The 15,114-nt window shown below is 43.6% G+C and carries 15 protein-coding genes and 1 pseudogene; 11 read left to right on the forward strand and 5 right to left on the reverse strand.

The window, feature by feature from the left end:
• Positions 1-419 precede the first annotated feature (419 nt).
• From PN462_RS01625 to PN462_RS01635, 3 genes are all read right to left on the reverse strand, one after another.
• Positions 420-1,403 carry a helix-turn-helix transcriptional regulator gene (locus tag PN462_RS01625; RefSeq protein WP_272126129.1) on the reverse strand — a complete coding sequence of 328 codons (984 nt, stop codon included), beginning with the start codon at positions 1,401-1,403 and terminating at the stop codon, positions 420-422.
• Between the two features lie 209 nt (positions 1,404-1,612).
• A complete protein-coding gene (locus PN462_RS01630) occupies positions 1,613-2,098 on the reverse strand; it encodes a DUF3368 domain-containing protein (RefSeq protein ID WP_272126130.1) in 486 nt (161 codons plus the stop codon).
• On the reverse strand, positions 2,095-2,361 hold the full coding sequence (locus PN462_RS01635; RefSeq protein ID WP_272126131.1) for a UPF0175 family protein: 267 nt from the start codon (positions 2,359-2,361) through the stop codon (positions 2,095-2,097). Before PN462_RS01635 ends, PN462_RS01630 begins: the two co-directional genes overlap by 4 nt.
• 201 nt (positions 2,362-2,562) lie before the next feature.
• On the opposite strand from PN462_RS01635, the gene PN462_RS01640 reads away from it, so the two are divergent.
• From PN462_RS01640 to PN462_RS01680, 9 genes are all read left to right on the forward strand, one after another.
• Entirely contained in the window at positions 2,563-3,000 is a 438-nt protein-coding gene (locus tag PN462_RS01640; protein WP_272126132.1) for a glycosyltransferase, read from the forward strand.
• Entirely contained in the window at positions 2,976-4,007 is a 1,032-nt protein-coding gene (locus PN462_RS01645) for a glycosyltransferase family 2 protein (RefSeq protein WP_272126134.1), read from the forward strand. Before PN462_RS01640 ends, PN462_RS01645 begins: the two co-directional genes overlap by 25 nt.
• 16 nt (positions 4,008-4,023) lie before the next feature.
• Complete coding sequence (locus PN462_RS01650) at positions 4,024-4,863, forward strand: hypothetical protein (protein WP_272126136.1); 840 nt, start codon at positions 4,024-4,026, stop codon at positions 4,861-4,863.
• A gap of 38 nt (positions 4,864-4,901) precedes the next feature.
• Positions 4,902-5,744 carry a Uma2 family endonuclease gene (locus tag PN462_RS01655; protein WP_272126137.1) on the forward strand — a complete coding sequence of 281 codons (843 nt, stop codon included), beginning with the start codon at positions 4,902-4,904 and terminating at the stop codon, positions 5,742-5,744.
• Between the two features lie 208 nt (positions 5,745-5,952).
• The gene (locus tag PN462_RS01660; RefSeq protein ID WP_272126138.1) at positions 5,953-7,092 is read left to right on the forward strand and encodes a glycosyltransferase family 4 protein; all 1,140 of its coding nucleotides are present in this window, start codon (positions 5,953-5,955) and stop codon (positions 7,090-7,092) included.
• Entirely contained in the window at positions 7,089-7,925 is an 837-nt protein-coding gene (locus PN462_RS01665) for a glycosyltransferase family 2 protein (protein WP_272126140.1), read from the forward strand. The genes PN462_RS01660 and PN462_RS01665 overlap by 4 nt, the downstream gene beginning before the upstream one ends.
• A gap of 29 nt (positions 7,926-7,954) precedes the next feature.
• Positions 7,955-9,565: a hypothetical protein gene (locus PN462_RS01670; RefSeq protein ID WP_272126141.1), complete on the forward strand. Its 1,611-nt coding sequence runs from the start codon at positions 7,955-7,957 to the stop codon at positions 9,563-9,565.
• Positions 9,562-10,674 (forward strand): glycosyltransferase family 4 protein, encoded by a 1,113-nt coding sequence (locus tag PN462_RS01675; protein ID WP_272126142.1) that lies wholly within the window; start codon positions 9,562-9,564, stop codon positions 10,672-10,674. The genes PN462_RS01670 and PN462_RS01675 overlap by 4 nt, the downstream gene beginning before the upstream one ends.
• A gap of 25 nt (positions 10,675-10,699) precedes the next feature.
• Positions 10,700-11,923 (forward strand): hypothetical protein, encoded by a 1,224-nt coding sequence (locus tag PN462_RS01680; protein WP_272126143.1) that lies wholly within the window; start codon positions 10,700-10,702, stop codon positions 11,921-11,923.
• A gap of 11 nt (positions 11,924-11,934) precedes the next feature.
• Here PN462_RS01680 and PN462_RS01685 read toward each other — a convergent pair whose 3' ends face one another.
• On the reverse strand, positions 11,935-13,806 hold the full coding sequence (locus PN462_RS01685; protein ID WP_272126144.1) for a hypothetical protein: 1,872 nt from the start codon (positions 13,804-13,806) through the stop codon (positions 11,935-11,937).
• A 25-nt stretch (positions 13,807-13,831) separates the two neighbouring features.
• Between PN462_RS01685 and PN462_RS01690 the strand changes: the two genes are divergently transcribed.
• Positions 13,832-14,254, forward strand: coding sequence for a thiol-disulfide oxidoreductase DCC family protein (locus tag PN462_RS01690; protein ID WP_272126145.1), 423 nt, complete (start codon positions 13,832-13,834; stop codon positions 14,252-14,254).
• On the opposite strand, the gene PN462_RS01695 is transcribed toward PN462_RS01690, so the two are convergent.
• Positions 14,240-14,659: a hypothetical protein gene (locus PN462_RS01695; protein WP_443029037.1), complete on the reverse strand. Its 420-nt coding sequence runs from the start codon at positions 14,657-14,659 to the stop codon at positions 14,240-14,242. The two genes, PN462_RS01690 and PN462_RS01695, sit on opposite strands and share 15 nt — an antisense overlap.
• Before the next feature lie 136 nt (positions 14,660-14,795).
• On the opposite strand from PN462_RS01695, the pseudogene PN462_RS01700 reads away from it, so the two are divergent.
• A pseudogene (locus PN462_RS01700) lies at positions 14,796-15,114 on the forward strand (RNA-guided endonuclease TnpB family protein); the annotation flags it as partial.

Here is a 15,114-nt window from a genome sequence, read left to right on the forward strand (position 1 = left end):
GGGGACAACTCAAAGTGTTTTTGGAATTGTTGCGTGGTCAGAATTTCAGCAGAACGGGGAAAGTGAATAGAAAGTTGCTCACCAACTCCCTTGTTGAAATGAGTCTTTTTTGCCATGATCGTGCTTAGGTAATTTTTTGTCGCGTCTCCAGTCTTGATGACTTGGAGATTTTTTTTATTCTAGCGGTTATTCGCTATTCATATTAACCCATCTTTTGGATGAACGTCCACAACCAGATACGATTGTGGCAATAGCTAGACTATAAAATCGCCTGACGGCATCTAAGGGAGCAAAAAATGGACTAATTTGGGAAAATACGCTAATCCTATTAACCTTGCTCAACGCTGCTAAAGAATTGAGTTGACTTCTATCTTTCGCAGCATCAAAGGACGTTCTCTTTTGATGATACATGATGTTTTTCACTGTGTCTCTACTCCTAACCGATACTGTTCGTTCAAGATTGCTGCTTCTTCACGCATCAAAGCGACTAATTCTGGGGGGTGTTGCACCACTGCACCGCGGCCATATCCCAACACCCACCGCTTTACATCTTCGAGGCCAGTGACTTTCAGGTGTAGGGTAATGGAACGATCGCAGTGGGTTTCAATCCGTTGGGAGGAATGCCACTTACGTTCTGTGATATAACGAGCAGTGGGTTCGTCAAACCAGATGGCGACATCCACGGGATCACCTCCCACTTGGTATTGAAAACTGTCGCCTAGAACGGTTTTTAGGTCAAAATCGGGATCGCGCTCAAAGGGTTCTGAAGTCACCACCAGTTCACGGATGCGATCGACTCGAAAGGAGCGTATTTCCTGCCGTAAGTGACAATAAGCCCACAAATAGGGATTACTGCCTCGATAAACGTCCAAAACGTAAGGATCGATGGTTCGTTCTGAGGTTTCATCGCTTTTGGGGGAATAATAGCGCATCCAAACTTGTTGGGATTGGGTACAGGCTTGGATTAAGTCTGTCCAAATTTGCGGATCGAGGATGATTTCTCCTCCAGCCCGGAATTGTACTCGCTCTTGGGCTAGTTGGTGGAGGTTGATGGCGACGGGTTCAGGGAGTCGTTCGGATAATCGCGCGATCGCAGATTGTAACAGTCCTTCATGTGCCGATCCTGCGTAGGCTTCCAGCATCCTTGCACCTAGGGTGAGTGCAAAGAGTTCCCCTTGACTCAAGGAAATACTAGGGAGTCGCCAGTCGGTGTCGGTATAGTACCATCCGTGGGTTTTACTCCATTCTAGGGGAGCAGAGAAGCGATCGCGCAAAAAGTTTAGATCGCTGCGAACGGTGCGCGGACTGACTTCTAGAGCGTCGGCCAGTGTCTCACAAGTTTGCCGACTCCTTGAGCGCAGTTGTTGATCGAGATGTAATAAGCGTTCGAGATGGCGTGACATTGCCGAGTTTAAGTGGAATACAGGTTTAGCCTACACACCGAACTCGGCAAAATTCTTGCCGCTTTCCAGAAAATCTCGATTTTTGTTACAAAAGTTCACAATTAATACTTGATAGTGTCTAATATTAAAGCCCTGTAATCCCACCAGTCTGATTCTTCTCCGGCCAGTTCGTAGTTAGTCCTTTAGGACTTCTCTAAGAGCTAAAGCTCTCACTCAGAAGAATTTTGATATTTGTCTAAAAGTGACGTTAATAGGGAAGGGGCAATGCGGAAATTGGTTGATTGCAAACGGTTTATAGCTGTTGGAAAATCAATTATTTTTTGCTGCGCTGCTTGACCCAGAATTCCCAATAGTCCAACCACTTTTAGTCCTCGCTCTTTGGCTATCGTTCTAGCTGCTTTTTCATCAAGGATGATGAGGTTAGCTTTAATTTCTTCAGCTAAAATAATGGCTTCTCGTTCTCCTTGGTGCAATGAGTTCAAACTAGGGTCTTCAATAGGTGTAATTGTGCTAATTTTGATCCAGTTAGGTTGCTCATTAATCCAAGCTCTGACTTCATCAGGTGCGCCTTCTGCCTGAAGTTCACAGAATACTGCTTGCGGAATTGTAACCTCCTGAAATAATGAAAGAAGTAAATTGATTTCACCTATTAAAACCAGATAACAGAGCGGGGATGTATCAGCAACAACAATCATTCAGATAAGACATAATTTAGGGTGTTAATATCTTTCTCAAAATCTGTTTCTGTGTAGTTTAAGTAGGCTTGAGAACGCTGTAAAAAGGCTTCTGTTTCCCAACGGGAGGGAAGGTTCAGTAAGGATTGAACCTGAGCCGAAGTCAAAACCCCTTTACGGTAAGATTCTACGGCTAATGCTTCTAACATTTGTTGAGATAAGTTTCCGAGTTTGGCTTCTAATTCTTGTCCGATTTCTTCGGGAAGATTAATTGTAATTTGCATGGTTCACGCTGTTAGTGATCAACGCCTAACGGCAATCAAAGGTTATCACAGGGCAGACGCTACAACCCGCACCAGACAAGGACGCTCAGAGCATTTTGCAAGCACCTCCAGTCCTTCGCGCAATATACCCCTAAATTACCCTATTTTACCCAAAAAAGCAACCCCCAAAACCCACGCCAGATCAGCCTTACAGCGTTATTGATGTTTGGCCATGGGGGAGAGGAAATTGCAGAGGAGGTGGGAATGGAGGGGATGCACTTGGGCTATGTGGCCAGCGATCGCCTTAAAGCTATTGCCTACAGTGCTGCCGATATATCTATTTTACCCACTCGTTTGGATAATTTGCCCCTGGGGATTCAAGAAAGTTTCGCTTGTGGGACTCCTGTGGTGTCTTTTGCGGTGGGGGTAGTCCCAGAGTTAGTGCAATCCTATCAAACAGGATACCTCGCCTCCCCTGAAGATGCCCAGGATTTAAGTGGGGGAATTGTAGAATTATTGCACGCAGAGGGGTTACGGGGAGAAATGGGGAAAACTTGTCGGGAAAGGGTAGAACAGGACTATACTCTAGAATTGAAAGTCCAACGCTATTCTGAACTGTATCACAAGCTATTGCAATGGCCATCCTCCACCACCCCCTAACTCCTGATGATCTCCCCCCCCCTCCTCCCCAGAAATGGGGGTGGGGTTGGACTCAAGGGAGTGATCCAGTTTCCCCCCAAGGGGAGTATCCTTTAATTAGTATTGTCATTCCTAGTTACAATCAAGGACAGTTTTTAGAGGAAACGTTACGGTCGGTTTTATTACAAAATTATCCTCGTTTAGAGGTGATTGTGATTGATGGGGGGAGTACGGATGGAACGGTGGAAGTTTTACAAAAATATGCCCCTTTTCTGACTTATTGGGTGAGTGAACCAGATAATGGACAATCGGACGCAATTAATAAGGGGTTTCAACGTGCCACAGGGGCGTTAATTGGCTGGCAAAATTCCGATGACACCTATGAACCTAATACTTTTAAAGCGGTGGCAGAAGCGTTTTTAAGCCATCCTGAAGCCGATGTTTTTTATGGGTTGGTGCGACATATTGATGAAGCGGGAAACTTTGTGGCAGATTATCCCGTAACTGAGGCAACGGTGGCCAATATGATTCCTTATTCTGCGGTGACAAATCACTCGTTTTTTTATACTCAAAAAGTGTTTAAGGCGGGTCACTTTATTAATACTAATTTAAAGCATTGTATGGATCAAGAGTTTATTTTAAGGCTCTTGTTAAATCAGTTTAATTTCTATTTTGAGCCTCGTATTATTGGCAATTGGCGAATTTATAAAAGTACCAAATCTTCCCGACAAATGGACGTTTGGGCGCAAGAGTCTTTTAATTTATGCTGGCAAGTTTATCATGATCAAGATTTAGATAAAACTACGAAAAGTAAAGCGCGAGACTGTCTGTATAGTCTCTGCTTAAATAACTTTAATCACGGGAGAGCTAGCATATTTTGTGACCAAATGCAAGTGCTTTTCAAAGAGTTTGGTTTTTTCTCCTTGTCTGGGATAATGTGGATAAAATATGCTCTGGCCTTATTGGGGGAAAAGCAATTACAAAAACTGCTGTACGTTAAAGAGAAATATAGCACAAAATTGAGTTAAATTAGGTTCAATAAAAATGGTTAATATTGGGTATCGGAGTGCTAGATTAAAAGGGAAACTTGCTCGACATCTTTATGAGCAGAATATTGACCAACGGTTAAGAGTTCCCATTGAAAATTTTACCCGACTGAACTGTTCAGTCTATTGTCTCTCTTGTGCGCGAGACTTTCCCGAACAAGTGGCTAATATTCGCAGTTTTTTTAAATATGTGGGGATTCCGGAAAAGTATGTGGTGGTTGCCGATGGATACTCGTTAGAGCAACAGAAATTTTTGTATCAACTCCATGCTTGTCTCAAAGTTGTCCCTCTCCCAGACTTTATCGGACAAGAATTGCCTCAACAAGTCTATGACTATGCGGCCTCTAATGGGATGGGAAAAAAGTTAGCTACTATTTTATCTATTCCCATTGGGAAAGGGTCTATTTATACGGACTCCGATGTGTTATTTTTTCCGGGGGGAGGGGAGTTAACGGAACTTATTAATGCTAACGATACTCAGTCCTATTATCTCCCTGATGCAGACCCCGCATTTGATCTCCGTATTTTACAGGAAACCGAACGGGATAACCCGGTTAATGGGGGGTTTATCCTGTTTAAGCATCAACCCGACTGGTCTTTGGCCATGGAACGGTTTTTGAATTTACAAGACCCTCCCAATTATTTCACGGAACAGACCATGATGCACTTAACCTTACATCGAGATAATGCGAAACCCCTTCCCAAGGATAAGTATATTATGTGGCGAGATGATGAATTTATATTCCGCGATCGCTATGCTAAAGATACCACTGTCCTCCGTCATTACGTCACCCCGGTTCGTCACAAATTTTGGTGTAATTGGCAATATTTAGCATAATTCTGCACAATTAACTGTAGTGTTGTTGTATTCCGGCCATGACGCAAAGTATAGACCCCGTTTCCCTCCCCCCACCGTTTCCCGACCATACCCAACTCCCTGAAGAAGATGGAACATTTGTGAAAAACTTTCAGGAACATCCCCAAAGTATCCTCTTAACCGACTCTCTCGGACTTGTCTTACGAGAACGACACCCTGATGGTCATTATGCCATTGGACAGGACTCAGGGATTTATTGGCGACTCACAGACCCCCCCCAACGGGGTGCAGAGGCCCCCGACTGGTATTATGTCCCTAATGTCCCCCCTCTGTTAGACGGTCAACATCGTCGGTCTTATGTCCTCTGGAGAGAACTCATTTCTCCCCTCATCGCGTTAGAATTTGCCAGTGGGACTGGAGAGGAGGAGAGGGATAGAACAACTTTATCTCAAGTGGATGCAGGAGAAGCAGAACGACCGGGTAAATTTTGGGTGTATGAACAGATCATCCATATTGCCTATTATGGAATTTATTGGGTTAGTGAGGGACAGTTGGAGATGTATCATTTGGTTAACGGGTTTTATCACCCTCTCCCCCCCAATGACCGAGGCCATTACCCAATTGAACCATTAGGGATAGAATTAGGATTATGGGAAGGTAACTATCAAAACCAGCATTCCTTGTGGTTGCGATGGTGGGATAATCAGGGAAACCTTTTATTGACAGGACGGGAACAGTCTATCTTAGACCAACAACAGGCCGACCAAGAACGACAACGGGCCGAGGCCGCAGAACGTTCTCAACAAGAGGCCATCCCTCGTTTACTCTCTATGGGACTCACTCCGGAACAAGTTACAGATGCGTTAGGACTCACCCTCGACGACATCCACCCCTTCCTGTGATGTACTGGTGACTCTCCAGAAACTAAAAATTGCTTAAATTTGGCTGAAAGCCTTGCTGTGATGAGTTTCTGACCTTCTCTTTAGGGTAAGGGTAACATCTCCCTGTTCCCTATTCCCTGTTCCCTGTTCCCTTCGGATGCTGGTGACTGATTACTGTTTACTGTTTACTGTTTACTGTTTACTGATGAGACCTCTCAACATCCTGCTAATGCTTCATGTTCCCCTCAATCGGAATTTTGGGGGGTCTAGGGTACAGTTAGAATTGGCTGAAGAATGGGAGAAACTTGGCCATCATATTGAAAAATTTGATGCTAATGATGCGTTTCCTCAGGCCAAACATTCTCTCTTTAATACGCTAACCCGTCCCCGTTTCCACGAAAAGGCCGAACAATTTATCCGAGACCAAGGACACCGTTTTGATATTATCGACGCACATCAGGGTAATATTACCTGTTCTAAGACCCGTTTGGGGTTTTCGGGGTTGCTGGTGACTCGTTCGGTGGGGTTGTATCCTCTCTATGAAGCGTTTCGTCGGTCCACGGTGGGGAAGGGGAAAGCGGAGAGTTGGAAAACTCGGTTGGTGAATGGGGTGTTAGCATGGCGCGATCGCAAGGAAATTCCCCATTGTTTTCAAAGTTACCACCATTGTGACTTAATTAACCTCCCCAACCCTGACGAAAAGGACTATTTGGAGACAGAAGCAGGACTCGGAGACAAATGTGTTGTTTTCCCGTTCGGCCTCTCTGAGGAACGACTCACGACTCTACAAACTACCAGTAAACCTCCCGCAGTCCGGTTACAGTCTCCCCAAGTGGTGTTTATCGGGACTTGGTGTTTGCGGAAGGGGTCCAAGGACTGGCCGCAAATTATTCAACAAGTGAGGGAGAAAGTCCCCCACGTCCAATTTCTCTTTTTAGGGACGGGTTCTCCTGCAAATGTTGTTCTAGAGGACTTAAACCTCTCTCCAGAGGGGATTAAAATTATTCCTTCCTACGATAGCAACAGTCTCCCCTCTCTCCTCGAAAACGCAACTGTAGGGGCCTTTCCTAGTTATATTGAGGGGTTTGGGTTTGCGGTGTTGGAGAAACTGGCCGCGGGTATCCCGACGGTTGCGTATGATGTCCCTGGACCGAGGGAGATGTTGCAACGGAGTCGGGTCCCGTTAATGGTTCGGGTGGGGGACTCTCACGCATTTAGTCAGAAACTTATTGACCTGTTACAGTTGCAGGAGTCCCAGTATCATGCTTTGGTTCAAGACTGTCAGACTATTGCGGAGAAGTTTCGCTGGAGTAGAATAGCCAAGGAAATGTTAACGGTTTATCAAGAACGTCTCACTCAACTCTCATGACCTCTAAAATTCGTCTAAGTATTGCACTATTGACACGGAATCGGCCAGAGTCGTTAAATGAATGTTTAGAAAGTGTGCGATCGCAATCTGTCCAACCTTTTGAAGTTGTCGTGTCTGATAACTCTGACCCTGACTTGGCCACCGATACAAAAGCAGTTGCAGACCGTTGGGATTGTCGCTACATTACCGGGAGTTTACGAGGGTTATGTTCTAACCGTAATCATGCCGCCGTCGCTTGTCAAGGCACGCATATCCGCACTATGGATGATGACCATATTTTACCCCCCGATCATCTCAAAAAATGCCTAGAGGCCATCCAATCTGATCCCCATTCCATTTGGACAACGGGGGAAATTGGCTATATTGAAGGGGAATTTTATAATCAAGCTGAAACCGCGAACCAATTAAGTCCCTCTGGGGTGGGAATTGGTATTACAAACCCCAATGACAATTGGGGAATTGCTGATGGTTCAACGATTTATCCCCGGACTATTTATGACCAAGGGTTTCGGATGTTGGAAGATTATGAGTATGGGGAAAGTTCTTTGGAATTTGGGGCCTATCTCTATGCTAATGGGTTTCGCAGTCGCTGTATTTTAGGGGTCTATGTGGAACATTATGCGGAGGCCGCAACGATTACCCGTCGTCCTCTCAGTATGTACGAAAGTCGTTTATACTCTAGTATTTGCTATAACTTATATTTTCAAAAAAATTACGCTTTATTTCTCCGTTATTTGGGGTCTTATAGTTGGCGATTAAGACAGCACAAAAATATCTTGACTTATCTTCCTCAAATGCTCAATAAGGTTTATAATAGATGGGGGAATATTTAATATTTTACGCTGTCTAATCGTTAAAGTCAATGAAAAAAACAATTACTCAATTTATTCAGCAAAACTGGGAACTCTGGATTAGCTTATTGTGTTTTGCAGGGATTTTATTTTTATTCCTGATTCAGTCTTTACAACAAAATCAAGGCCATTTAGTTTATGCTTTGGATGATGCTTATATTCATATGGCGATCGCTAAAAATTTGGCACAACATTCTCTCTGGGGAGTTACTCCTTTTGAGTTTTCTGCCGCATCTTCTTCTATTTTATGGACATTGCTTTTAGCATTTGCTTATAAAATTTTTGGTATTTCTGAACCTTTGCCGTTAATTCTCAATATTATATTTGCCATTGGTATTATAACAGTTTTTTACTTTTATCTCAAGCAATACAATCAAAATTCCCTGTTTTTAATCAGTAGTACCCTCTTATTAATTATCATCACTCCCCTTCCCACCTTAGTCTTTACGGGAATGGAACATACTTTACAAGTTTTGCTGGTTTTCCTCTTTGTTTATATTCTCCAAAAAGTCCTCAAAACTCCTCAAACTAACACTCCCTTTAAACTCTTATTATTCCTCACTTTACTCTTGGCCTTAACTCGGTATGAACATCTACTCCTCATCACCACCACTACTGCTGTCTTTGCCTTTTTTCATCAACTCAAACGCGGACTATCTTTACTGGTTATTCTCTTAACCGCTTGGTCTATTTTTGGTGTATATTTTTGGTTGAATGGGAGTTATTTTTTACCCAACTCCGTCTTAGTCAAAAATCCCACCCTTGACTTTGATTTCTGGACAAAAGTTAAAAGTCTCTTGGGGGGACAACTGATTTTTACTCTCTCTAACTATCCCGCAATTTGGTTGTTAATTGTCATCGGATTAACTCTGCTCATTTTAAACTACCCAAAAAGTCACTTAAAGGACTCCAAACAAATTATATTACTCATTGCCCTAATTACAACCATTCTGCATATTCAATGGGCGAGAATTGGCTGGCTTTTTCGCTATGAAGCCTATTTTATAGCCTTAAATTGGCTGGCCATTAGCACATCATTAAGCAATTATATCCCTCGCAAAATTAACAGGATTTTCAACTTATCTTTGACCCAAATTATAGCAACTCTTTCCGTAATTCTATTAATTGTAACGTCCCCTCTTATGTCACGGGGAAGAAATGCTTTTACTCAATCTTTACAAGCAACTACAAATATTTATGAACAACAATATCAAATGGGTCAATTTGTGCAAAAATATTATCAAGGAGAAGCAATTGTAGCCCATGATATCGGAGCAATAAGTTATTTGGGCAATCCGCAACTTTTAGATGTCGCAGGACTAGGAACAAATGAAATTACCGGGTTAATTATTAATCAAAAAATGACCGATAAAATATTACAACAATTAGCGCAAAAACACAACAGTAAAATTGCTGTAATTTATGAAAGTAATATCATTCCCAGTCAATGGGAAAAGGTGGGAGAATGGCAAATTACGAACAATGTTATTGCCTTACGGGATACCGTTATTTTTTATGCGGTTGATCCCCAAGAAACTCAGAAGTTAATCACTAATTTACAAGATTATTCGCAACACCTTCCAGACACCGTTCAAGAAAAAGGAGAATATACCCAAGAATGAAAATTTTATCTATTAGCAATTGCCCCTTAAATGAATCCCAAGGTTCAGGTTATGTAGTTGTTAATTTCTCCCAAAGATTACGACAATTTGGCCATGAAGTTGATAACTTTGCACCCGATGATTATGAACCTTTACAATTTTTAAGAGGGAGAGCAAATAATTATCGTCTCGCATTAGGGATGCTTCCCTTTACTCTCCAAAAATTACAGCAAAAATCCTATGATATTATTGAATTTTACGGGGCAGATGCTTGGTTTACAATTTATGTGTTATCCCGATTTTGGAAAAATAAATATTTATTAGTGCATCATTCTAATGGCATTGAAAATCAGTTTAATGCCGTCTTGAAGCAATATTCCCAACTCCAAGACACCTCGCAAAAATGGTATCAATTGGATCAAAGTCTGCTCTTTCAATATGCCTTTCGAGAGGTACAGGGAATTATTACCCAATCCGATTACGATCGCCATTATGCTTTACAACAAAACTATCAAGATGCAGATCATGTCTTAACTATTCCCTCTGGGTTAAGTAAAGACTACTTAGGGTTAAACGTGGACTTTACTCGGCCTCCCGTAATTGGTTATTGTGGGTCTTGGATTGCTCGTAAAGGGATTAAAACCATACAACAAGATATCCCCCAAATTTTACAAGACTTTCCTGATAGTCAGTTGGTCTTAATTGGAGTTGGGGAAGACTTCCGAATAGCCGATTATTTCCCCACTACGGTACAATCCCAAATCAAAGTTATTCCTTTTGTGGCCAATAAACAGGAATTAGCCCAACTCTATCAAACCCTCTCCATTGTTATTGTCCCCTCCTTATACGAAAGTTTCGGCCTTGTCACCGCAGAGGCCATGGCCTGTGGATGTGCGGTGGTGGCCAGTCGGGTGGGATATGCGGTGGGCCGACAGCATCAAGAGGAGATTTATCTACTAGACTCCCCCACCTCTCCCTATCTCTATGAAGCGGTTAAAACCCTATTGGCCAATGAAACCTTACGGCTTAAAATAGCACAACACGGTTATCAGGCCGTACAAGGGTTAACGTGGGAGAATGCGATCGCACGCCTTGAACAAGTCTATCAACATTGGTTAAAGCAACAATAAACAATAAACAATTACCCATTAATATATGCTATTCCTGATCATTGCTTGGTTGATTCTAGGGAGCATCTGTTGGACCATTGGCACAGGTATTTTACACCGACTCGATCGCGGTCAAGTGTGGGATAAAAACAGCGATCGCGCCATTCTGGCCATCTGGTTAGGATTAATCCCCCTTACCCTCTCCCTCCTCACCCTCTCCTTCTTCACTCCCCTCTCCCCCCTCAGCTTACTCGCCACCAGTCTCCTCCTCATCCTCCTCACCCGGAAACCCCACCTCAGCCACGATCTCACCCCCCTCTTGCGCCATCTCTCCTGGCGCACCGGAAGCGGTTTGCTCCTCATTCTCCTCCTTGATGCCGCCCTCCTCACCACCGGATGTCCCCTCTTTCCCTCCAGTCTCTTTTGCCTCAACACCCTCCCTTGGGCCATCGGCACAGAAACCACCCAGCAAATGTCCCACAGCATCCAAAACTGCGCCCGTTGGTCCTGTCCCCCACCCCCACCCAGCAACCCCCAACCCGGAGCCTGGATTCTCCCTTGGCTACAACAAGAGAGACGAGCCACCTTTCTCCTCCTCTGCACCTTAGCAGCATTAGGCGGGTTACTGCGCTTACCCCGTCGCTACTCTCTCCCCGGTCAACTCTACCTCATCAGCTTAGGACTTTTAGGCAGTAGTTTTGTGTTTTATGGGAGTCCCTCCTTACGCATTGGCATCAGTTACTTTTACATCATCCCCACCCTACTCCTCACCCACTACTGTCACCAGCAAAAGCATTTACGCTTATTCGCCCTCTGGGTCATTGCCGGAACAGTCAACCTCTGGTTACAACCCTCCACCACCCTCGCTCTCATGGTGTTTCTCACCATCGGGTTTACCCTCGCACTCCGCTATTTTATCTCCCCCCGACAAGTGGGAGTCTTTCTCGGTGCATTACTCCTACTCGTCGGCCTCGTCCCCATTAAAATGTACCTCACCCCCCCCGGATTTCAACCTCACTGGGCCTGGCCACCCCCCATCCAACCCCTCAACCCCTTCCCCTTTGTAACGCGGGAAATCAACAATATTACTTACTATACGCCAGACCCCGATTATAAATGGATGAGGGCCCATAACTTCCAAGTCGCGGAAGACCGATGCTGGAATGCTCCTCTCCCCTGCACCCCAGAAGTTACTCACACCGATATCCGTCTCCGAAAACCCAGTCAGGGTATTGCAGGAGGGTTTGTCCGAGAGGCCGATGACGAATAACTGTTTACTGTTTACTGATTACTGATTACCTGGCCCCATAAATGTTGGCCAAAGTGAATATCTTGGGGGTGACGTTGGGGATAAATGCGATCGTCATACAACAATAAACCTTGCTCAATGCTCTCCACCTCTGCGGGTTGGAATCCTGAAAGAAAGCCATTTAATGGGATCACCTTATGACCCCGAAACAAGGGATATTCGTAAAAATCCCCCGGTAACACCGTATAAAGGGGCAAATCAGGATGGCGGTCTAACCATTGGTAAATGCGTTGGAAAGGTTGATACAGCGTCTCTCGATGTACCATCATTTGCTCTAGTCGTGTCATTTGTAACACCGATTTTTGTCCCTCGTAAGGAATTAAGGGACGATTAAAGCGAAAGGCTAGGGTAGAAACGGAAGCCAAAGCCGTTATGATGAGGAGGAGGCTTAAAAGCAGGTTAAACCAATTATTCCGCCATGACCAAACCGGACTGGTGGTGGGGACCGCAAACACCGCACAACTGATAAAATAACGACCTCTCCAAGGATCATAAGGCCCTGCAAAAGATTGGGTGACAAAAAACAAAATTGCTGCAACCGCAAGGGGGAAAAAGGGGCGAAAGGGTTTAAACCAAAGGCTACTGAATACCGTTAACCAAATGGGAACACCTAACAGTCCCCAAAAGGCAACATCTTCACTACTATAGGGGGGAGCAATAATAAAATCTTCTCTGGAGTTATTCGAGTTGTTTAAATTAATTCCAATTTGCTGAAAGGGAAATAAAAATACTTGTTTTGCGCCTTGATGCAGTTTAACAATTAAAGGGTGGCCGGGAAGTCCGTCTAAGGCAATAAAATGGGAACTATAGCGCACCATATTTTCTAGACCAAACTGGACTCTCTGGGGCAAGGAATTTTCTGTGTAGGCGTGTTCTTTAATTACTGCTTCACTGCCTACTGGATGCCCAAATTTGGCGTAATTTTGGGCATATCCAGAGGTCAAAAATACAATCAGCATTAAAAGCGGCAAAATTAATAAATATTGGCTTTTTTTAAAGGATTTAGTTTTAATAAAGAAAAAGAGAACGAGAAATAATAAACTGGGAATATAGAGTAAAGCGGAGGCTTTCATCCCCAAGGCTAAAGCAAACGGAAGACTTGCCAAAAAAGCATGAGTTAAAGACCTGTCTCTAAACCAAAGTAAGATAAAATAAACGCTGATTCCCAAACCACTCGCCATTAATAAATCATTTTGATTGGATGTCATTTGTAAAATCACTTGGGAGAGGTTGAGAAAAACACAAGCAGATAATACAGATACAATGATTTTATTGGTAAAAATTAAAGTAATCCCCACAACTGCTAAACTTGCCGCCAAACCTGCAAAAAATTGCACAAGATTCATTAGCCTTTCATCTCCTAGGAAATAAAAAGCAATATTTAAATAAGAACTATAAACTGGATGTATGACTTGCGGCCAGTAACTTGCCTCAAAAAAATCGGTGCTTTGATGCTGTATAAAATACATCACTCTGGGCAAATGATATGCCAAACTATCCCAATTATAAGGGTAGAGAAAAAAGCCACTGATGAAGTTAACCAAAACTACCCCTAATGTAATCCCTATCCAGAGTTTGGGGATAAATTTCAATCGCCCTATCTCTTGCTTTAAAACGAGAAATTGTTTATAATAATTAAAGCGATAAAAATAAATCAATCTATAGACCCAAAGACCTAGGGGAAACAGCCAAATTAAACGCCAGAAAACGGGTTGACCTAAACTCTGGGTATAATCTAAAATAATTCCCCCTAAAATCAAAGCCATTAGGGATAAACAATAATCCCTGAGTAGGGGGGAAATGACCTGACTTAACCATCCTTGAGACGCTGAATTTAGTTCCATTAATTAATCCTTAATACTCAATTTTATGAAATATCACGTAATTTATGATGGTAACTGTAATCTATGTGTTACCTTAACCCAACTGCTCGAACAATTCGATCGCGGTGAATTATTCGATTATATTCCCATGCAGGACGATCGCACCCTCGCACAATTCCACCTTACCCCCCAAGACGGGGACGCGGGAATGATTGTCCTCGAAGACCAAAACCCCTCCCATCGGTGGCAAGGCAGCGACGCAGTGGAAAAAATCGCCGAACTCCTCCCCACCGGAGATTTGTGGATGGCGGCCTATCGCAGTATTCCTGGCTTAAAAGATGTGGGGGATCAGGTGTATGCTCAAGTGCGAGATCATCGTTATGAGTGGTTTGGGAAACGAGACTCCACCTATTCTTCCGCCTACCCCTGTCAATGTCCCCCGACATCGGATCCCTCAACTGTGGAATAATAGGAACACTTGGCGGCAAAAATTTTGCATTTTGGCCACCACATCGGGTTTAGGAGGAGACACCCCTTCTAACTCCCAATTGTGAACAGTGGACAATCGCCAAGCCTCCCCATTATGATTAAAGGCTGCGGTTTCCAAGCCAATTAACTGATAGGTTTTCTCCAGGGGGTCTTCGTGAAAGCGAATTTGCACCAAAATACTGCGTCCTTGAAAGCGAGGACTCCACCCTGGCAGATGAAACCCAATATCAATAGACTCTGGATCGACCCATTCTTGGGTATCCGGGTCATTACACCAAGGTTTTAAGTCCGCTTTAGCATCGGGGAACTCGGCCTTGAATAGATTGACCACCGCAGCAATTTTGCTGGTAAGTTGTACGCTTCTTGCCTGTTCTGCTGCATTCACCATACTTCTCCTTGACGGGAATCTTTCGTAAAGGGTTGTTGTTATATATTTTTACCAAAAATAATGGGTCTAAAGCCTCGCCCTTTTAGGGCGACTTGATGCTATAATACTTTTGTGTAGGTTTATCTCACGTAAAATGCTCGTCTTAGAGTTCAAGGCTAAAGGAAAACCAACTCAATACAGTGCCATTGATGAGGCCATCCGAACGGCTCAATTCATCCGCAATAAAGCAATCCGTTTTTGGATGGATAATTTAGGAGTTGGACAAAAAGACTTGTATCGCCTCAGCAAGGTACTTAGAGATGAGTTTCCTTTTGCTAAAGCCTTAAACTCTAGCGCGTGCCAAGCATCTATTGAGAGAGCTTATTCTGCCATTGCTAGGTTCTATGATAATTGCAAAAAGAGTATTCCTGGCAAGAAAGGCTACCCTCAGTTTAAGAAGAACTGTCGGTCAG

This window comes from Spirulina sp. CS-785/01, from assembly GCF_028330525.1.
Lineage (GTDB): Bacteria > Cyanobacteriota > Cyanobacteriia > Cyanobacteriales > Spirulinaceae > JAQMSD01.